This window comes from Carnobacterium jeotgali MS3, assembly GCF_000745125.1.
Taxonomy (GTDB): Bacteria; Bacillota; Bacilli; order Lactobacillales; family Carnobacteriaceae; genus Carnobacterium_B; species Carnobacterium_B jeotgali.
Map to the genome: position 1 here is coordinate 457,350 of NZ_JQNF01000003.1, position 21,526 is coordinate 478,875.

Sequence of the window (21,526 nt, forward strand, 5' to 3'; positions counted from 1 at the left end):
ATATTCGCGCTTAGTGCTACCTTTTTGACCCTTTTCTTTTATATTTTACTTACTTCTTTGTTTTTTAAAAGTTTTTTACATTTTTGACTCGTATAAAGGGTGGTCAGCTGTCAATTGATGAACTTTCATTTGAATAGCGGTCATTTTTTCAATATCCCCATTAGCTGTCAATGTTTCAATAATCAGTTCTGCAACTTTTTTAGAATCTTCTTCGTCAAACCCACGTGTGGTAATAGCAGGTGTCCCAATTCGAATTCCACTTGTTTTAAAAGGGCTTAAGGTTTCAAACGGAATCGTATTTTTATTAACAGTAATGCTAACTTTGTCTAAGAGTACTTCTGCTTCTTTGCCATTCAAACCAAAGTTTGTTACATCAAATAACAATAAGTGATTATCTGTTCCGCCACTGATTACATGACCTTTAGACGCATTTAAAACGGTTTCCATTGCTTTAGCATTTTTTATGATTTGAGCAGCATAACTTTTAAACTCTGGAGCAGATGCTTCTTTAAAGGCAACAGCTTTAGCTGCAATAACGTGTTCTAATGGTCCACCTTGAATTCCAGGGAAAATAGCACTATTTAGTGCTTTACGGTATTTTTCTTTAGCTAAAATCATACCCCCACGTGGTCCTCTTAAGGTTTTATGCGTAGTTGTAGTGACGATATCTGCATACGGAACGGGATTTTGATGTAATCCTGCCGCAACTAATCCAGCAATATGAGCCATATCAACCATTAAGTATGCTCCAACTTCATCTGCTATTGCTCTAAATCGTGCAAAATCAATTTTTCTAGAATAAGCACTCGCTCCAGCAATAATTAATTTTGGTTTATGTTCAACAGCTAAAGCTCGAATCACTTCATAATCGATTTGTTCTGTTTCTTTTTCTACACCATAAGAAACAAAATCATAAGTTTTGCCGCTAAAGTTTACCGGTGACCCATGCGTTAGATGTCCGCCATGTGTTAAATCCATTCCTAATACAGTATCTCCAGGAGTCAAAATAGCGTTAAGAGCAGCCATATTTGCACTAGAACCTGAATGGGGTTGAACATTAACATAGTCTGCTCCAAAAAGTTTTTGCGCACGTTCAATAGCCAGATTTTCAACAACATCAATAAATTCGCAGCCACCATAATATCTTTTTCCAGGATAACCTTCTGCGTATTTATTGGTTAGAATGCTTCCTTGGGCTGCTAGTACAGCTTCAGATACAAAGTTTTCTGAGGCAATTAATTCAATGTTTTGCTCTTGACGATTGCTTTCTTTTTCAATAGCATCGAATACCTCTTTATCAAAATAGTTATCGTTCTTCATCTACCGGCCACATCCTTCAATAGTTTTAACATCCACTTACTTTATCATCTTGCTATTTTACTGTTACTCAAAAAAATGATTCCCAGCTGCCTTTTTAAGCCGATTCATATAAGCTTCACCTAACCCATTTTCGGCATAAGCTTGAGCTAAAATCACGGTTGCAGTTGTTTTTTCAAAATACCTTAGTCCTGAGTATAACAATCTTGCAGCATCTTTGACATTTTTATCTTCACCTAAAGAATAGGTTGCACTCACATTCTTTTGAAAGTGGTCAACGATTGCTTGCTCTGCCAACAGCCCAACTTTTTCGCCTTGTTTTTGATAGGTTTCAATAGCTTTTTGCCACACTTCATGCTTCCCATCAACAATTACTACGGCTTCATTCGGACTGTAATGCTTGTATTTCATACCGGGAGCTTTAGGCACTTCGTCACTTGATATCAAATGGCGATCGACATAGACGGTTCCAATAATCTTTTCCAAGGCTTCTTTAGTTGTCGCTCCTGGTCTTAAAATTGTGGGTCTAGCTGGATCTGTCACGTCTAAAACGGTTGATTCTAGCCCTACCCCTGTTTCGCCATCATCCAACACACCTGCTATTTTTCCTTTTAAATCATGGAAAACATGTTCTGCAGTTGTCGGACTTGGTTTACCAGAAGTATTGGCGCTTGGTCCAACAAGAGGTTTTCCAGTTTCACGAATCAGCTGTAAGGTTAATGCGTTATCCGGCATACGAATTGCCACACTGTCTAGGCCAGCTGTAGCAGTAGGTGCAAAAGCTTGCTCCTTAACTTTGAAAATCAATGTCAATGGACCTGGCCAAAACGTTTCCATCAATTTACTAGCTACTTCAGACACTTCCACTACATACTGCTCAACTTCTTCGATTGCTGAGACATGCACGATTAGTGGATTATCACTCGGTCTACCTTTTGCTGAATAAACTTTTTTTACTGCCGCTTCATTTGTGGCATCTGCTCCTAATCCATAAACGGTTTCTGTGGGAAAAGAAATCAATTCACCTTGTTGCAGTTTGAGAGCAGCTTTTAACACCTCTGAAGGTCGATATATAATAGTTTCCACAATCATTCCTCCGTTCATTTCAAGAAAACTTATTTTATTTAGTTGCTAGTATTAACTCTTTTTAGAAAGTTTTAACGCGAATCAATCGGTCATTTCCACTCATATCTTTTCCAATGGTCACTTCAGCCTTGGGAAAAGCTTGTTGAAATATTTCCTGAACACTTTTTCCTTGTTTAAATCCAATTTCCAATAAGATTTCTCCGCCAGGATTCAAAATAGCTGGCGTCTCTTTAGCTAATCTTTGATAAATGGCTAACCCATTGTTTTCTGCAAATAAAGCTAAGTGTGGTTCGTAATGCAGAACACTTTCATCCATATAACCAACTTCATCAGTTGAAATGTAAGGCGGGTTCGAAATAATAACATCGAATGTTTCCGTTTTTACTGGTTCTGTTAAATCGCCTTCTAACAACCGTACATCGGCACTTAATGATTCCGCATTTTCTTTAGCCACTTTCAATGCTTTAGAAGACAAATCCGTTGCAGTGACATCAAAAAGTGGACGTTCTTTTTTGATCGTAATGCCAATGATTCCTGTTCCCGTTCCAATATCCAAAACCGCTAATTTTTGATTTATGCTGGTTTCCTTCAAAAAAATATCCACGATTTCTTCCGTTTCAGGTCGTGGAATCAAGGTATCTTTTGTTACTTTAAACTTACGGTCGTAAAACCATCCATACCCGACTATCTGTTGAACGGGTATTCCTGAGCCATGATCAGATACGTCTTTTAATAGTTGATGCTTCACCTCAGAAGGAATCTCTTCATTTAAATGCAGCATAACGTCTGTTTTAGACCAGTTTTGGCGTTCTCTTAGTAAAAGTTCTGCAGCAATGGGCTCTCTCTTACAAGTTTCTAAAAAAGAAGAAGCCCATTTCAGGACTTCTCTATACGTTGTCTTACTCTTCATGTTGCAATTGCTCCATTTTAGCTGTTTGTTCATTCAAAACTAACGCATCAATAATTTCATCTAATTTACCAGAAAGAATTTGATCTAATTTTTGAATCGTCAAACCAATCCGGTGATCAGTTACACGACTTTGTGGGTAATTGTACGTCCGAATTCGTTCTGAACGATCCCCTGTTCCAATAGCTGATTTTCGTTCAGCATCGTATTCGCTTTGAGCAGCTTGTTGGATATGATCGTATACTCGAGCACGCAATACTTTCATCGCTTTCTCACGGTTTTTGATTTGCGAACGTTCATCTTGCATTGCGACAGCAATCCCTGTAGGTAAATGCGTCAAACGAACGGCAGAAGCTGTTTTATTAACGTGCTGTCCACCAGCTCCACTTGCGTGATAGATATCTGTCCGAATATCTTTATCAGGTAAATCTAATTCAACTTCTTCAGCTTCCGGCATAACCACTACCGTTGCTGTGGATGTATGAATACGGCCTTGCGATTCCGTTGATGGGACACGTTGAACACGGTGAGCGCCATTTTCATATTTCAATTTAGAATAAACATTGTCTCCAGTAATCATTAAAGTAATTTCTTTGTATCCACCGATACCCGTAATGTTGGCATCTAACACTTCTGTCTTCCAACCTTGCGCATCAGCGTATTTTTGATACATATTAAATAGCGTACCAGCAAATAACTGTGCTTCGTCTCCACCAGCTGCTCCTCTAATTTCCATAATGATATTGCGATCATCATTTTCATCTTTAGGCAACATTAAGACTTTCATTTTTTCTTCAATTTCTGTTTTCTCTTTCTTTAAATCATTTAATTCTTCTTTAGCCATTTCAGCCATCTCAGAATCTAGTTTTTCCCCCAGCATATCTTCTGTATCCGAAATATCTTGTTCCACTTCTTTATACCGACGATACGTTGCTACTGTTTCACGAATAGCTGCTTCTTCTTTTGTTAATTTCATCAATCGTTTAGTATCACTAACAACCTCTGGGTCACTCAATAATTCATTTAATTCTTCATAACGTCCTTCAACGCTTTCTAATCTATCAAACATAGTTAGTCTCCTTTTCTTCTAAGCCTATTGCATCGTTGTGTCATTTACTGTAGTTCATTCACAACACCAAGAACGCTACAAATCGCCCTTCAATAGCGGATTGAAGTAATGTTTACGACAAACTGGGAAATAACTTTCATTGCCCCCTATTTGAATTTGTTCTCCTGAATAAACAGGTTTGCCATCGATCATACGCATGTTCATTGTTGCTTTTTTATGACAATACCAACAAATGGTTTTCATTTCTTCGATTTTGTCTGCGTACAGCAACAAATATTCTGATCCTTCAAACAATTCGTTTTTGAAATCATTTTTCAATCCAAATGCCATAACCGGAATATCTAGTTCATCTACAATATGAGCAAGTTGAAGTACATGCTCTTTTGTCAGAAATTGTGATTCATCGATTAATACACAAGCAGGCGCATTTTCTAATGCTTTTATGGTTTCAAAAACATTTGTTTCCTCAAATATAGCGATACCTTCACGTCTTAACCCAATGCGACTTGACACAATACCAATCTCATCTCGGTCATCTAGTCCACTTGTCATGATTGCCACAGGTTTGTTTTGTTCCTCATAATTGTATGCTACTTTTAAAATTTCAATCGTTTTGCCGCTGTTCATTGCTCCGTATTTAAAAAATAGTTGGGCCATCTTGTTTTTCCTCTTTTCTCTCATAGGAATCCATTATGAATTATACGTTATTACCAACCAAAAGTGAAGCCTCTGTATTGACTTTATAATAGAAGAATCTTACACAAAATGTTAGAAAAGAGATTAAAATTCCTTTTAAATGAACAAGTTAGGCAATTTTTAACAATTTCACAAGAAATATATGCTAGAATATCAAAGTAGCAAAAAAAGTATTTTTAGTAATTGGAGGAAACTCAATTGAGTATACGTAGTGCATTTGCCATTGCAGTAGGAAGAACAACTAGATGGGGACTTCATACTTTCCTTAAAGGTGGAAGTAGTTACCCAGGTCAGCTAACACAAAAATTGGATCCCACTGTATTAGGTACATTATCAAGAAATTATGATGTGGTTATCGTTACTGGTACAAACGGTAAAACATTGACAACTGCTTTAACTTATCAAGTTTTGAAACAAAAATATCCAGAAATTATTACGAACCCCACTGGAGCAAATATGTTGCAAGGAATCATTTCAACTTTTCTTGAACATCATTCTTACACCAAAAACAGTGAAAAAAAAGCGGCCGTTCTTGAAGTAGACGAAGCTAGCTTGATTCATGTAACAAAATACATTAAACCTAAAGCGATCATTTTTACAAATGTCTTCCGTGACCAGATGGATCGGTATGGCGAAATTTACACGACTTACCAAATGATGCTAAATGGTGCAGCTCTAGCTCCGAATGCTTTAATCGTTAGTAATGGAGATGCTCCGATTTTTAATTCTAAAAAAACCGTAAATAAACGCGTTTACTTTGGTTTTGATCACCTTCCAGACGGCGAACTAAAAGCTCACTACAATACAGATGGGGTGTTGTGCCCGAATTGTAATAATATTTTGCATTATAAATTCCTAACTTACAGCAATCTTGGAAAATACTATTGTCCAAATTGCGATTTCAAACGTCCAGACTTAACGTATCGTTTAACAGGCTTGACTCATATGGATCACGAATCTTCTCGTTTTGAAATTGAAGGTGAAGAATTTGAAATTAAAATCGGCGGACAATACAATATTTATAATGCTTTAGCAGCTTATAGTGTTGGACGCATTTTGGACGTTTCTACTGATCAAATTCGTGCTGGATTTGCCGCTTCAAAACGTGTTTTCGGACGTCAAGAAGTGATTCAAATTGACGACAAAGAAGTGACCATCAACTTGGTGAAAAATCCGGTTGGGTTAAATCAAGTATTAGAAATGATCAAACTTGATCCAGAACCGATCTCTCTTGTTTCTATTTTAAATGCAAATTATGCGGATGGAACAGATGTCAGCTGGATTTGGGATGCAGACTATGAACAAGTTGCCGAGATGGGTTTAAAACAAGTAACTGTAGGCGGCGAACGTGTAGAAGATATTACCGCACGTTTAGAAGTAGCCGGTATTCCTGAAGAAGAACTTCAAGTTATTCCGAGTATTCCTGAAATAATCAACAGTTTTAAACATGCACCAACGAAAAAAGTATACGTATTGGCTACCTATACTGCTGTCTTACAATTGCGTAAAGAATTAGCTAATCAAGGATATATTGAAGGAGGTATGTAAGATGATTGAATTAACGGTTTGCCATCTTTATGGTGATTTACTAAATACTTACGGAGATAATGGCAACTTATTGATGTTAAAACACCGTGCAAAAAAAAGAGGCGTTCAATTTAATATCGAAATCGTTAGTTTAAATGACTCTTTTGATGCTGACAAATACGATTTAGTTTTCTTTGGTGGCGGACAAGATTTTGAGCAACGAATTGTTTCAAGAGATATTCAAGCTAAAAAAGAGGCCATCACTGAATACATTGAAAATGATGGTGTTACAGTTGGCATTTGCGGTGGTTTTCAATTATTAGGTCATTACTATGTTGATGCTGCAGGAAATCGACTAAACGGTATTGGTGCTTTGAACCACTACACATTAAATCAAGATAACAATCGCTTTATTGGCGATATTATCATCAAAAATGATGAGTTTGGCGAAACCTATAAAGGATTTGAGAATCACAATGGCCGCACTTTCCTTGGTGAAGGGGTTAAGCCTTTAGGTATAGTTGAAACGGGTTATGGCAATAATGGCGAAGATAAAACGGAAGGTGCTCATTACAAACAAACGTATTGTTCTTACTTCCATGGTCCTTTATTAGTGCGTAATACCGCATTAACGGATCGAATTTTAAAAGAAGCAGTCAAAAAACGATTCCCTAAAGAAGCAGAAGAATTATTTGATATTTGATGAGATAAAAAGAACCTGAAAAATGAGTAGTTCATTTTTCAGGTTCTTTTTTTGCTCATTTAGGAGTTGCACATCTTAGTTGTTTGATGCAATAATTTCTAAATTGCCTTCTATTGTCCATTCTTTGATATCAGTTGGTAAGATTAGGTGCGTCCCTTTTTTCAATAGATACTCTCCTGCTTCGACAATCAATTTACCATTTCCTGCTAATACGCTGACAAGGGTGTACGGAGCTGTTGCAGTAAAGGTTGTCGTTCCATTTACTTCCCATTTGTAGACATCGAAAAATGACGTTTTCACAAAAGTTGTAATGGTCGCATCTTCTTGTTTTTCCGTTTTCATTTCAGGAGTCGGATCAACGTGTGGAACTGTTGTCACATCGACAGATTGTTTGACGTGTAATTCTCTTAAATTTCCTTGATCGTCTTTACGGTCATAATCGTATACGCGATAAGTTGTATCACTAGATTGTTGGGTTTCAAGAATCGTAATTCCTCCACCAATCGCATGAATTGTTCCACTTGGTACGTAGAAAAAGTCGCCTTTTTTTACTTTAATGCGGCGCAATAAATCATCCCATTTACCTTCAAGAATCATTTGCTCTAATTCTTCTTTTGTTTGAGCATGATGTCCGTAGATAATTTCTGAACCTTCGTCAGCATCAATGACATACCAACATTCCGTTTTGCCCAATTCCCCTTCGTGCTCCATACCGTATTGATCATCCGGATGAACTTGAACGGATAGCTCATCTGCAGCATCTAAAATTTTTGTTAACAAAGGAAAGACTTCTCCCTTTGCATTTCCAAATACTTCACGATGTTGATCCCAAACTTCAGCTAGCGTCATATCTTTATAAGGACCATTTTCCACTAAGCTTGGTCCATTAGGGTGCGCACTGATTGCCCAAGCTTCTCCAGTTTTATCACTTGGCAAATCATACCCAAATACTTCACGTAACTTTTTGCCACCCCAGATTTTTTCTTGTAAAACAGGTTTTAATAGTAACGGTTCATTCATTATTTTTGCTCCTCCTAAAATCCAATTAGTGATTCATTGCTTCTTTTTCAGTTAAATAACATTCTACTAAACGATCTCGCTGGTTAAGGTAATCAGATTTATTAGTATTCGTTGGATGAACGCGATTTGATAAAAATACAAACGCTTCTTTTCCTAAAATATCTAATACTATAAATGTGCCTGTAAATCCAGTATGAAACAAATAGTTTTTTGTGCCTCTAGTTTTCAAATCCCATCCTAAAGACCGGTTTAACTTGCCAGTAGGCGTCCAATCTCCTAATAATGATAGCACAGTTTTTTGATTAAGAATACGTTTTCCATTTAGTTCTCCTTGATTCAGCATCATTTGGCTAAAGGTTAAGCAATCCGTTAACGTCGAGAATAATCCAGCGCTCCCACAATGATCTCCCAGTATATACGCTTTTGGATCATGGACTTCGCCTCTAATCATTCCTCTTTTTGAATTCCATTCAGTTGGAACACACATTTCTTTGTCGCGAGGATGATACGATGAATCGTTTAAATTCAATGGTCCACTGATTCGGTTAGCAAAAACATTAACTAGAGTAGTTTTTTCAATCGCTTCAATAATAAAGCCTAGTAAAATGAATCCCGTATCTGTATAACGCACTTCTTTATCAAAAATCTTTCCTACGGGCAAATGAAGAATAGCTTCTTTCAACTCGCTAGCGGATAAAGCATCTCGGTTGGGAATATACCCTTCTATTCCAGAAGTATGAGTCAGTAAATGCCTTAGCGTTACTTCTTTAGAGGGAAAATCGGTCAAATAATCGCTGACTTTATCAGCTGGATTCAATTTTTCTTCTTGCCACAGTTGCAACATAATCGTTGTTGTTAAAAGTACTTTAGTTAACGAGGCGATATCATACAGCTGATTTTCTTTAAGGGCTTCTCTATTTGGAACAATAGCAGATAATCCTTCACGGTACGTTGCTTGTTCATTATTTTTGATAAAACCAAAACTTGCTCCAGGAATGACTTCGTCTTCTACTAATTGTTGAATAACATTTATTGTTTTGGGATACATCCTCTTATCCTTTCTGCTATTTTTTTATTGATGCTAAATTCATTTCTTCATAATCCATTATAATGGAACAACTCATTTACATCCACATTGAGTTTAGTCGCTTAGTTAGGACAAATAAAAAAAGCCGACAGACTAGCTGGCGACTTACTAACTAATTATTTAGTTGTGGTAACTTTAATGGCTATTCCATTCGTATCTTCTAAAAAAAGAGTTGTTGATGCTTCATCTAGTTGATAGACATAACTTTTTGCATCAAGATTTGCTTTTACTTGTAATAATTCATCTGTTGAGGCAACAATAATCGTAAAATAATCTAACCCTCTTAGGCCTTTTTGAGCGGGTGGAATGTTTTTCCCTGCCCATACGTTAGCTCCGATTTGATGATGATACTCACCTGCTGCGAAGAATTTAGCGTGCGGTCCAAACTTGAATTTCAAATCAAATCCTAGAACATCTTTGTAGAAATTTTCGGTTTCTTCTAATTCAGCTACAAATAAATGAACGTGTCCCATATAGGTTCCTTTAGGCATTCCTTGAAATTCTTGCTTAGCTTCGGCAATGACACCTTCTGCATCCATTTGTTCAGTTACTCCGGCGATTTGACCGTCTTCTCTGATATCCCACATTGATTTTGGTTTATCAACGTAAATTTCAATTCCATTGCCTTCTGGATCATCTAGATATAAAGCTTCGCTGTATCCATGGTCACTTGCACCAGTCAAAGGATATTTTGATACTAAAATATGATACAAAATTTCGCCTAGGTCTTTACGTGTCGGCAATAAAAAGGCCAAATGGTATAATCCAGTTGCTTTTGGTTTTTCTCCAGCTGGAGCAACCGGTTGTAATTCTAACAAGACTTGCTCATCATCAACTGCTCCCAATTGCAGCAATTGCTCAGTTTCATTTTTTACGTCTAATCCAATAACAGTGGTATAGAAATTTTTCATATTCGCCATATTTTCGACATTCAATACAACTTTTCCAATAATGGTCTTCTCTGATAAAGTCATTTAGTTATTCCTCTTTTCATTTTTACTTTTATTATATTATTTTTTTAAGATGCTAAATTCACTTACTTTTAATAAGTATACATGGAAACCCATTTATTTACAAGTCTTTTTAACCGAACGCATCCTGATTTTGATTTTTTCACCAAATTCATCACTAAATAAGTTGTTTTCACTTAATTTTTGTTTTTTCGTCACACTTTTTTCATAATTGGCTACTATACTTTAAATATACCAAAACAACAAACCAACTTTTTCATATTTCTTTTTTACTCCTCCAAAGTAAAAAGAAACCTTACCCTTTCCACTTTAGCTTTCCCGCTAAAGTGGTTTTTTTTTACAAAAGACAAAAAAACGATTAGTGCCATTTTGGCAATAATCATTTTTTATTTGGGCTTTTATTTGATAAATCCCTTTTTATTTAAAAAAAGGGATTGGTTCTTTTTTCATAGCCAATAGTTGTTTCATCTCCATGACCTGGATAAACTCGCATGTCATCCGGCAAAGTAAGCAGTTGCTCTTTGATCCCTTTTAATAAAGCTGCTGGATCGCTACCTGTTAAATCGGTTCTTCCAACACTTCCTTTGAATAATGCATCGCCAGAAACGACAAAATCAGCAAATACAAAACTGACTCCACCAGGTGAATGTCCTGGCGTTGGGACAACTTTAAACTGAAATCCTTCGATATCATATGTCTTAAATAGTTCAAATTCGTATTCAGCAGGCTCAGCTGTAAAGGGGTGTCCTGAGTTAATTGAAAGATTTAAAATAGCGTTACCTAGCCAAGCTTGTTCTAAATCGCTAACGTATACTGGAATAGTATACGTTTTTCTAACTTCTTCTAACGCACCAATATGATCATAGTGTGTATGCGTTAATAAAATAGCTGTAGGTGTCACATTTAATCGATCTAATACTTTTTTTATCGCAACAAATTCATCTCCAGGATCTACGATTAGCGCTTTACCTTCTTGATACACCACGTAACAATTTTCTTCAATTCTTCCAGTTATTATTCTTGCAATTTGTGTCATATATTGATCTCCTTTTCATATTGCAGTCTATAGTTGTAGTTTAGCAGATTTCACTAAAAACAACAGACACTGATTAGACAACTTCTTGTTGGACAAATTGACTGTTGTATAAATCAGCGTAAAAACCCTTTTGAGCCATTAACTCATCGTGAGTTCCAGTTTCGATTACATCTCCATGATCCATCACAATAATATTATCAGCATCACGAATCGTTGAAAGACGGTGAGCCACAACAAAACTAGTTCTGCCTTTTAATAATTTCCTCATCGCTTTTTGAATCAATACTTCGGTTCTGGTATCCACACTTGACGTAGCTTCATCTAAAATTAAAATCTCGGGATCAGCTAGAAAAGCCCGTGCAATCGTAATTAACTGTCTTTGACCTGCTGAGAGATTGCTTGCTTCTTCATTAAGAATGGTCTCATATCCATGAGGTAATTTCCGTACAAAATCATCGACGTGAGCTGCTTTAGCCGAATTGTAGACACGTTCGTCATCTTGACCATATACTGCGCTTCCGTATCGGATATTATCAAGGACTGTTCCATTAAATAACCATGTATCTTGAAGAACCATGGCAAAACGTGAGCGCACTTCTTCTCTTGAAAAGTCTCGCGTATCAACACCATCAATCTTGATACTGCCACCACTAACGTCATAAAAACGTTCTAACAAATTAATTAGAGTTGATTTGCCCGCTCCAGTTGGACCTACAATAGCAACCATTTGCCCTTCTTCAACATTTAAATTGAAATCTTTCATCAATAACGGTTCATCTTTTCCACCATAACCAAATTGAACATGCTCAAATTGAACTTTGTATGGTGAATTTGGTATTGGTTGAATAGAAGCTGATTCATCTGTCATTTCTTCTTCATCTAGCACTTCAAAAACGCGTTCAGCTGAAGCAACTGTAGCTTGAATCATATTAATCAAATTGGCCATCTCACGAATAGGCTGATTGAATTGATTGGAATATTGTAACATGGCTTGGACATTTCCTAATGTTACTGTCCCATTAGCTACAAAAACACCCCCTACAACGGCAACAACTAGATACCCTAAGTTACGTACGAAAGCCATCAACGGCATGATGAGTCCAGATAAAAACTGTGCATTTCGTGACGCTTGATAGAGTTGATCATTTTTCTCTTCAAATGTTTTGATTTCTGTTTCTTCATGGTTATAAGATTTTACTACCACGTGCCCTGAATAGGTCTCTTCAACTTGATTGTTCAAGATTCCTAAACTTTTTTGTTGCGCCGCAAAAGACTTTTGCGATCTTGGAGCGATCAATCCAATCACTAGCGCACTTATAGGAACAGTGATTAACGTCACTAACGTTAAGGTTCCACTAATGGTCAACATCATGTACAGAACAGCAAAAAAGGTAACCAGACTATTGACAAACTGCGTAAGGGTTTGTTGGAGAGTATTAGCAATTTGGTCCATATCATTTACTGCGCGAGACATGATATCTCCGTTTGAATGCGTATCATAGTAATTCATTGGAACACGGTTCATCTTAGCTTTTAAATCTTTTCGTAAATCATAAACCGTCCGCTGAGCTACACGAGTCATAGTAAATTGTTGGAAGTATCTAAAGATGGCAGAAAGAATATAGAAGACTGCAACGGTGAATAAGATACGCGCAATCAAATCAAAATCGATTGGCAAGACCGCGACAGATTGCCCGGCTTGTCGCAATTTCATTCCTTCGACTACCCCATTAAAAATTTCAGTTGTGGCTTCCCCTAAAATTTTTGGCGTTTGTGTTTGCAATACAATAGCAATGATAGCTAAGGCAAACACAGCGATAATGGCTATTAAACGAGTAGACATGTAACTAAGCAATCTTCTTAGTGTTCTCCAGAAATTTTTCGGTTTAATAGCACGAAGAGGCTTTGTTGAATCAGTACTGTTCTTACTCATTACATCTCCTCCTCTTTCATTTGCGACTCCATAATTTCTTGGTACGTTTCATTGGTTTTTTTCAACTCTTCATGTGTCCCTTTTCCGACCATTTTGCCTTCTTCTAAAACAATGATGGTATCGGCTTGAATAACAGAACTGATTCTTTGAGCAATAATGACGACTACCGCATGCTTTGTTTCTGGGAGCAAAGCTTTTCGCAAAGCTACATCAGTTTTAAAATCAAGTGCTGAAAAAGAGTCATCAAAAATCAATATATCTGCTTTCGTGATTAACGCTCTAGCGATACTTAAGCGTTGCTTTTGTCCACCAGAAAAGTTCCCGCCGCCTTGTTCGACCCCTGCATCTAAACCTTTAGGTAATTTTGATACAAAGTCGGCGGCTTGAGCGATTTCTAAAGCATGCCATATTTCTTCATCTGTTGCGTCCGGTTTTCCATATTGCATATTTTCACGAATCGTTCCGGTAAATAATAATGCTTTTTGAGGCGCATAGCCTGTAAAGCTGCGCAGTTCGGTTTGTTTCATTTGTCGTATATCTACGCCATTGATTTTGATACTTCCTGATTCAATGTCATAAAAGCGGGTGATTAAATTCGCAATAGTTGATTTACCAGAACCCGTTCCACCAATAATGGCAATGACTTCACCTTTCTTGCCTTCAAAATCAATGCCTTCCAATGCTGGTTTTTCTGCTCCTGAATAACGATAAGTAACCTGTTCAAAAGATAATGAACTACCGTTTTCTTTTTGAACCGTCAATGGGATTTCGGGGTCCTTTATCTTACTTTCCATGGCTAGCACTTCATTGATACGCGCTGCTGAAACTTGCCCACGAGGAATAAAGACGAACACCATTGCTAGCATCATAACACTCATTAGAATTTGCATTGCATATGTCATAAAAGTAACCAAATTTCCAACTTGCATATCCCCAACACTAATATATTCTCCACCAAACCAAATGATTGAAATGTTTGTTGCACTTATAATCAACGTCATAATTGGCAGCATAAAACTCATAATGGTCTGTGCTTTAATTGAGGTATTCGCATAGTCTTTATTGGCTTCATCAAAACGTTTTGTTTCAGAATCATTGCGATTAAAAGCACGGATAACACGGACACCTGTTAATCCTTCGCGAAAAACTAGATTTAAACGGTCTGTTTTCTTTTGAAGCGATTTGAAATAAGGAACGGCGAAATACATAATAATACCAATAAAAATAGCTAATATAGGAATGATATAAATGAAAATCTCAGCTAATTTCGGTTCACGATTATACGCTAATAGACCTGTCCCAATAAGCATGATTGGAGCCATGATCATCATTCTCAACATCATCATCGTGACTAATTGAATCTGCTCAACATCATTTGTTGTTCGTGTGAGTAATGAAGATGTTCCTAATTTGTCAATTTCATCATTAGAAAAATACGTTACTTTTCGATAAATCTCGCTACGCAATGTTTTTCCTAATTTTTGCGACTGTTGTGCAGCGAAGTACACATTTATAATAGCTGCTACAATACTAAGAAGAGAAAAGCCTAACATTTTCACTCCTACAGAAATAATGTAGTCTACATCCCCTGTTGACACGCCATTATCAATAATATCCGCTGTTAGTGTAGGGAGATACAAATCTCCTATCACTTGGATAATCATAAATACAACAGCACCGAAAACAGCCCAGTAATTTAATTTTTTTGCTAGTTTGATCATTTAGCTTCCTCCTCGAGTTGTTTTCAATGCCTGATCTCTAATTTCTTTTTTTTTTAAGTCATCTATTAATTATATGGGACAACTGACCCTTTTTCAAATATCTGCAACTTCTTTTCGAGATCTATTGTCTTAGTGAATTTGTATCTTGCTGTTTAAGTGCAACTTTAGTACTATTATTGAAGGAACACTAAAGAAAAGGTTCTCAAAAAAGTCGAAAGAAGGATTCCATTTATGACAAAATTATTAATTGTTCGTGCCCATCCATTAGATAGCGAGATTTCTCGTTCTATGCAAGTTACAGATGCTTTTGTAAACTCATATGTTGCAAGTCATCCTGAAGATCACATTGAAGACATTAATTTATATGACTTAGCTATTCCAGATATTGACCGCGACTTATTACAAGCTTGGTCTGAACTTGGCAGTGGAGTTGCTTTTGATGAATTATCTGAAGCTAAACAACAAAAAATAACCTTATTTAATGGCTACACAGACGGATTTTTGGCTGCTGATAAAATTGTTATTGCAAATCCATTATGGAACTTAAATGTTCCTGCTCGCTTAAAAGCTTGGGTAGATACGATTACTGTTGGTGGAAAAACCTTTAAATACAACGAAAAAGGCGAAGCTGTTGGTCTTGCTGGAGACAAAAAAGTTCTTCATATTCAAGCAAATGGTGGCGTTTATGGTGGAAAAGACCCCGCCAATCAATATTTAAAAACGATTTTAAATTACATCGGTATCACTGATTTCCAAGAATTATTTGTTGAAGGTATGGATTATGCACCTGACAAAGCAGCAGATATTATGGCTGAAGGAATAGAAAAAGCTACTGCCTTAGGAAAAACATTTTAAACACGACTTTATCAACTGAAACTGATAAGAAAGCCTGTAACGGATTTTCTTGTCAGTTTTTTTGTATTTAGTTCCTTTCTTTTGTAGCATTGCTTAAAAAAAGCTACACTAAAATTAAGATGACTACTCCACACATAGAAAGAAGGAATGAACAAATGAGAGAGACAGCTTTAGAACAGACAACGAAAATAGAAGCACAATTGATTGAATTCCGCAGATTATTGCACTCAGAACCAGAATTGAGTGAGCATGAATTTAAAACACAAGAAAAAATCATTGCTAAATTGGAAGAATTTGGCATTCCTTATAGAAAAGTAGGAAAAACATCAACAATTGCTACAATAAAAGGCAAAAATCCTGGAAAAACAGTTGCTTTGCGTGCAGATATTGATGCGTTACCGATTAATGAAGATTTAGATTTGGATTTCCAATCAACTAATCCTGGTGTGATGCACGCATGCGGTCATGACGCTCACACTACAATGGCCATGGGAGCTGCAAAAATTTTGAATAAAGTTAAGGATACTTTTGATGGTGAAGTACGCATCTTCTTCCAAGAAGCAGAAGAAATTTTTGAAGGAGCTAAAAAAATTGTAGCTGATGGAGGAATGGAGGGAGTCGATGCTGTGTTCGGTATGCACAATTACAATACGATTGCGTCTGGGTCTTTTTATTCAGGACCTGGTGACTTATTCTCAGGATGTGATACTATTTATGTCACTTTCACCGGCAAATCTGGCCATGGCGGAACTCCCCAACTAGGCAAAGATTCTTTCACTCCGGCAGCTCAATTTGCCCTGGATTTACAACAAATCATTGCTAAAAACGTCGATTCACGAAACCCAGTCATCTTTAATATCGGTCGTTTCACTAGTGGAACTAAAGCGAATATTGTTCCCAAAAAATCAACAATGGATATTTCGATGCGTTACTTTGATGAAGTTAGCCGGGACCTTACTCATGAAGCCTTAAAGCGCCACGCTCAGCATTTTGCAGAGATGTATGAAATCACTGTTGATGTAACGATTGAGCCGAGTACACCCCCAACAAAAAATGATGCTGCTCTAGCAAAAATTGCTACTACTGCTGGAATGAAAGTATTTGGTTCAGATAAGGTTACAGAGTTTCCAAGAGCAATGAATTCCGAGGACTTTTCTTATTACTTAAAAGATGCTCCTGGTGTTTATGGCATCATTGGAATTTACAATGAAGAAAAAAACACTACTTATGCTCCTCATGATGATCACTTTGAACTGGATGAAGATATTTTAAAATTAGGTGCCGCGTGGCATATAGAATTTGCTTTGGCATTTTTAGGGACCACAAGCAAATAAAGTGAAAAATAATTACTCAACCAATACAGCGGCTGTTTTAGAAGAACTTTTTATAGAAAAATTCACTTTGCTTGTACAAATCTACCGGATCATTGGAAGCCTATAAGAAACTTGCCTTTAAAACTTCAGACTAAAAAAGTCTTATACCGTTTGAAATCGGTATAAGACTTTTTCTAACTTTTTTATTTTTTGCTAACAACTTCAACAGGTGGTGGAGCGGGATTTTCATCACTTTCGTATAATCCACTATAGTCCTTATACCATCTGAAGAAATGAACAACAATAACTTTTAAGATCGCGTACCCAGGAATGCCCAAAATAACACCTGGAACACCAAATATTTTTCCAGCAGAAAGCAAAACGATGATAATCGTTAGCGGATGAATTTCTAAATTATTCCCTAGTATTTGCGGTTGAATAACTCTTCCTTCAATCGTTTGCTCAATAGCAAAAATGATTAGAACTTTGATTAACATACTTGGAGAATCTACTAAAGCAATTACAATTGCAGGTACAGTAGCTAAAAACGAACCTAAGTAAGGTATTAAATTCAAGAAGCCCGCCAATACACCCAATGTTACAGCATACTCTAATCCAATGCTTGCAAATCCTATCCAAAACATAAGTCCGACAAAAAAAGCTACCATTAACTGTCCACGTATATATTGACTAATTTGTGTATTGATTTCAGTTAATAAGCGATAGGTGCCACCTCTCATTTTTGATGGTATCATTTTCATCACATGATAAGGCAGACTTTTTCCATCTTTTAATAAGTAAAAGAGAATAAAAGGCATCGTGATGATTGCAATCACAACATTGGTCAACGCCCCAACTACACTTCCAATACTGGTAAAAGTTGTATCTAGGACACTGTTGGCTTGATCTGAAACGTTAGATAATAAGTTCGCATTTAAATCAGTCAATCGTGTCTGAAATTCAGATAGCACATCGCTTCTTAGCCAACTATCTATTTGAGAAACAATATTATCCCAATAGATAGGCCAATTTTCAATAATACTAATCGTTTGTTCTTGGATAATTGGAATCAATGTAGTGATACCCCATACAATTAAAGCACCAATTACAATGAAAATCCAAGCTATTCCTAACACACGTGGAATTTTTTTCCGTTCCATCCAGTCAACCAAAGGATTAACCAGGTAATACAAGATTCCTGCAAATATAATTGGCATTCCAATTACACTCAAAAAATCTCCAATTGGTGAAAACAAGTGCGCAACTTTTGAAAATATTAATAGATTCAAGAAAATCAAAAGCGAAATGAATAAAATAGAAACTACTTTATTGTTCAAAACCCATTTCCAAAACCAGGTTACTTTTTCGATGGTTTTTACTTTTATTTTTTCTTCACCCATACGTCCATCCCCTCTGGCTTTATAAAATTTGCTATTAATTGCTGTAACTAATTTTAGTCCCAATCGTTAATTCTGGCAACTCATATGGCGTCAAATAAATGCCACTTTCAATCCGATCATCTTCTGGAACTTCTGAAAAAGAAAGTGTCACGTGACCAATTGTATTCAAATTTTCATTCGCTAAACTTCCCACGGTTTTAATGGTATATATTTTTTCATCAAAAGAAATAGTTTGACCCGGTTTTAATTTTACTATTTCTTTTTCATTTTCAAAAGATTGAATAATGGCTACTGTACGAATCTCTTCTGTAGCTTGTTCTCCAAATAAAATAATCATCGGGTCCTTTTTGCTAATGGCATTTTCTCCGATTGCAGTTACTGTTCCAACTAACATATTATCCATTCCTCTCTTATTTCAAATTCCTTTATTCTTGTTTAGTTTACCATATTCTCTCTTTTAAAGGGTGGTAAATGCTATCCAGCTTCAAGTAATTAGCTGAAACAAGAAAAACGGCTTCATTCATTAAAAAAATACCCATACTGATTGCTACCTGTTGGATAGACTGGTATGATAAATTGAGATAAACTATCCAATAATGGAGGTAGACTTTATGAATTCTACTAATAATAAAAAGATCTTACAAATAGAACAAGCTGAAAATAAAATAAAAGAACTTCGTCATCCTTCATTAATAATAAAAAAACACGATGATGATTTAATGACTACAATCACTTTAACAAAAGATTTTCCAACAGAATTTAAAGAATTTTTTATTTTACATAGAGAAACTGGAGAAAAATATTCGTTTAAGGGTACGGTTACCAATGAAGAATATTCATTCACAGTTAATATACGTTCCTTTATTAAAAAGCATGTACCAGTGGATCCAAAGGAACATTTTGAGTTCTATTTTACTCTTCGGTATTTAATCGATGATCAACAAATTGAAAAAGATGAGCCTTTGTCGCTTAACCGTTTTAATCATTATGAATCCTATGGGCTAACAGAAGTGCAAGAAAACGGCCATCATCTGTACCCTTATTTTAGTAGAAAGTCGCAAGGTTTTTGTTTTACGATTAATATTCCTGTCCGCAGTGTCCGGTTCATTCAAGATTCAAAAATAGATTCGATCAATTTGACAAAAAGCACGTTAACTCTTGCTGGTACAATTACCACAAAGGCTAACCAAATCAATCGAATCGATACTATTCTGGTTGGTAGGAAATTTGGTCATCGTCAACTCATTCACTCCGATCATCAATTGACCGATTCAACGGATGTCACTCATCTTCACTATTATGATTACCAAATCAATTTAGATTTAGCTGAATGTGCCAACGAATTGCTTTTTAGCAATACCAATGATGAAGATTTTGATTTGTATTTTGAATTGTATCTAAATGGTTTTTTTGAGCCGACTGTTATTCGTGTTTCTAATCCTAGCGAAGCAAATGCCAAAAAAAATTACAACTACTTTTCTTATTCTTATGGAAAAAAGACCTTGTTATTAGCTCCTAACTTTACCGGTCAATCGAATAATTTCATTCTTTCGGTAACTAATTTTGAAAAAGAAACCTTTGAATACATGAAAGAACTACTTCCTTTCGCTCCCATCTTGCGTCCATTTTATAGCAAACGAGACATTTGGATCATTGGCGAAACGCCTATGGAAGCTAAAAATAATGGTTGGCTTTTTTACCGCTACCTAAGACAACAGTATCCAGAAAAAGAGATTTATTATGTCATTGACCGTTTGTCACCGGATTATGCTAAAGCAGCAGCTCTAGATGAAGATCATCTTTTGATTTATAAATCAAAAAAATACATCTGGACATTGTTGATGGCTCAATTACTAATTACAACGGAAGAACCTTATGCTATTATGCCAACACGCAACCCCTTGTGGTTAGATGAGTTGGCTGCTAAAAAAATTCTTCTACCAAAAAATGTACTAGGCTTGCAAAATGTCCAAACAACATTGGCTTACCATTCTAAGCAATTCAAAGCTGATTTATTTTTTGTTAGTTCTAAAACCGAAAAGCGTTATGCAATTGAAACACTTAAATTTCCAGAAACTAAACTTTCTATTACAGGATTACCCCGTTTTGACGAACTTTTAAAAGACGAAACCAATACAGCTACCAAACAACAAGTACTCATTTTTCCAATGAATCACGATTCTGGTCTATACTATCAATCTGATGTTATTGAACACATGGCTCAAGCTTTTATCTCGTTGGTACAGAACCCTGTCTTTCTAGATTTTGTTCAGCATTACCAGCTTGAAGTGATAATAGCTCTCCCTTCTTCCATGCTTCATTATGTAGCAGCATTCTCTGATACAAATTGTACGCTAGTCCTTCAAAGTCAAGAAGACGTTCAACAATTAATTAAAGATAGTAAAATTTTAATTACCGATGCAGACCCAATTGCTTTTGATTTTAGTTTTCTTTTCAAACCAGTACTATTTTATCAGCCGGATATTAAAACACTCGCTTCTGAAGAACCGTTTAATTCTAACTATACGTATCTAAATGAATTACCTGGTGAAATTACAACTTCTGAAGAAAGTCTCATCCACTTGTTAGAACAAATAGGAATCAATCAATTTCACGTTACACGTAAAAATCAACAAAAAGCAGATGCTTTGCTTTACTATCATGACTCACAAGCGAATCAACGCATTTATGAAGCTATTTCAACTCTTCTTTATGGAAATAAAAATGCTCCTTCTAAATGAAGCTCTATATTTTTTAGTTTTAATAGATAAATTTAGTGATGCCAAAGTCTACTACCACCAAATTAAAGGAAAAAGCCATTTTTTTTATAAAATGTGGCTTTTTCCTTTAATTCTTTCTTCAGCAAGTGCTATACTTAAAAATGA

The 21,526-nt window shown here is 36.1% G+C and carries 18 protein-coding genes; 5 read left to right on the top strand and 13 right to left on the bottom strand.

Annotation, left to right across the window (positions count from 1 at the left end; all coding sequences use genetic code 11):
- Positions 1-75: 75 nt before the first annotated feature.
- The 5 genes from BP18_RS02285 to BP18_RS02305 form a co-directional block, all read right to left on the bottom strand.
- Complete coding sequence (locus tag BP18_RS02285) at positions 76-1,320, bottom strand: serine hydroxymethyltransferase (RefSeq protein WP_029276526.1); 1,245 nt, start codon at positions 1,318-1,320, stop codon at positions 76-78.
- Between the two features lie 63 nt (positions 1,321-1,383).
- A complete protein-coding gene (locus tag BP18_RS02290; protein WP_407921343.1) occupies positions 1,384-2,403 on the bottom strand; it encodes an L-threonylcarbamoyladenylate synthase in 1,020 nt (339 codons plus the stop codon).
- 61 nt (positions 2,404-2,464) lie between these two features.
- A complete protein-coding gene (gene prmC / locus BP18_RS02295) occupies positions 2,465-3,313 on the bottom strand; it encodes a peptide chain release factor N(5)-glutamine methyltransferase (protein ID WP_029276522.1) in 849 nt (282 codons plus the stop codon).
- The gene (gene prfA, locus BP18_RS02300; RefSeq protein WP_007720731.1) at positions 3,303-4,379 is read right to left on the bottom strand and encodes a peptide chain release factor 1; all 1,077 of its coding nucleotides are present in this window, start codon (positions 4,377-4,379) and stop codon (positions 3,303-3,305) included. The genes prmC and prfA overlap by 11 nt, the downstream gene beginning before the upstream one ends.
- Before the next feature lie 75 nt (positions 4,380-4,454).
- Positions 4,455-5,036: a thymidine kinase gene (locus BP18_RS02305; RefSeq protein ID WP_007720733.1), complete on the bottom strand. Its 582-nt coding sequence runs from the start codon at positions 5,034-5,036 to the stop codon at positions 4,455-4,457.
- A 237-nt stretch (positions 5,037-5,273) separates the two neighbouring features.
- On the opposite strand from BP18_RS02305, the gene BP18_RS02310 reads away from it, so the two are divergent.
- The gene (locus BP18_RS02310; protein WP_007720736.1) at positions 5,274-6,623 is read left to right on the top strand and encodes a Mur ligase family protein; all 1,350 of its coding nucleotides are present in this window, start codon (positions 5,274-5,276) and stop codon (positions 6,621-6,623) included.
- Between the two features lies 1 nt (position 6,624).
- Positions 6,625-7,305, top strand: coding sequence for a type 1 glutamine amidotransferase (locus BP18_RS02315; protein ID WP_007720738.1), 681 nt, complete (start codon positions 6,625-6,627; stop codon positions 7,303-7,305).
- Between the two features lie 75 nt (positions 7,306-7,380).
- On the opposite strand, the gene manA is transcribed toward BP18_RS02315, so the two are convergent.
- From manA to BP18_RS02345, 6 genes are all read right to left on the bottom strand, one after another.
- Positions 7,381-8,325, bottom strand: a complete 945-nt coding sequence (manA, locus tag BP18_RS02320; protein ID WP_007720741.1) for a mannose-6-phosphate isomerase, class I — start codon at positions 8,323-8,325, stop codon at positions 7,381-7,383.
- 25 nt (positions 8,326-8,350) lie between these two features.
- Entirely contained in the window at positions 8,351-9,373 is a 1,023-nt protein-coding gene (locus BP18_RS02325; protein WP_029276519.1) for a serine hydrolase domain-containing protein, read from the bottom strand.
- A gap of 155 nt (positions 9,374-9,528) precedes the next feature.
- Positions 9,529-10,386: a VOC family protein gene (locus BP18_RS02330; protein WP_029276517.1), complete on the bottom strand. Its 858-nt coding sequence runs from the start codon at positions 10,384-10,386 to the stop codon at positions 9,529-9,531.
- Between the two features lie 418 nt (positions 10,387-10,804).
- Complete coding sequence (locus BP18_RS02335) at positions 10,805-11,419, bottom strand: MBL fold metallo-hydrolase (RefSeq protein ID WP_029276515.1); 615 nt, start codon at positions 11,417-11,419, stop codon at positions 10,805-10,807.
- 73 nt (positions 11,420-11,492) lie between these two features.
- Positions 11,493-13,352 (bottom strand): ABC transporter ATP-binding protein, encoded by a 1,860-nt coding sequence (locus tag BP18_RS02340; RefSeq protein WP_007720753.1) that lies wholly within the window; start codon positions 13,350-13,352, stop codon positions 11,493-11,495.
- A complete protein-coding gene (locus tag BP18_RS02345) occupies positions 13,352-15,073 on the bottom strand; it encodes an ABC transporter ATP-binding protein (RefSeq protein ID WP_007720756.1) in 1,722 nt (573 codons plus the stop codon). The genes BP18_RS02340 and BP18_RS02345 overlap by 1 nt, the downstream gene beginning before the upstream one ends.
- 231 nt (positions 15,074-15,304) lie before the next feature.
- On the opposite strand from BP18_RS02345, the gene BP18_RS02350 reads away from it, so the two are divergent.
- Positions 15,305-15,928 carry an NAD(P)H-dependent oxidoreductase gene (locus BP18_RS02350; protein WP_029276512.1) on the top strand — a complete coding sequence of 208 codons (624 nt, stop codon included), beginning with the start codon at positions 15,305-15,307 and terminating at the stop codon, positions 15,926-15,928.
- A 155-nt stretch (positions 15,929-16,083) separates the two neighbouring features.
- Positions 16,084-17,262 carry a M20 family metallopeptidase gene (locus BP18_RS02355; RefSeq protein WP_029276509.1) on the top strand — a complete coding sequence of 393 codons (1,179 nt, stop codon included), beginning with the start codon at positions 16,084-16,086 and terminating at the stop codon, positions 17,260-17,262.
- A gap of 182 nt (positions 17,263-17,444) precedes the next feature.
- Here BP18_RS02355 and BP18_RS02360 read toward each other — a convergent pair whose 3' ends face one another.
- Together BP18_RS02360 and BP18_RS02365 are read right to left on the bottom strand one after the other, a co-directional pair.
- Positions 17,445-18,641, bottom strand: coding sequence for an AI-2E family transporter (locus tag BP18_RS02360; protein ID WP_029276507.1), 1,197 nt, complete (start codon positions 18,639-18,641; stop codon positions 17,445-17,447).
- 34 nt (positions 18,642-18,675) lie between these two features.
- Complete coding sequence (locus BP18_RS02365; protein WP_007720767.1) at positions 18,676-19,035, bottom strand: PTS glucitol/sorbitol transporter subunit IIA; 360 nt, start codon at positions 19,033-19,035, stop codon at positions 18,676-18,678.
- Between the two features lie 217 nt (positions 19,036-19,252).
- On the opposite strand from BP18_RS02365, the gene BP18_RS02370 reads away from it, so the two are divergent.
- Positions 19,253-21,382, top strand: coding sequence for a CDP-glycerol--glycerophosphate glycerophosphotransferase (locus BP18_RS02370; RefSeq protein ID WP_035050210.1), 2,130 nt, complete (start codon positions 19,253-19,255; stop codon positions 21,380-21,382).
- The last annotated feature ends 144 nt before the right edge of the window (positions 21,383-21,526 follow it).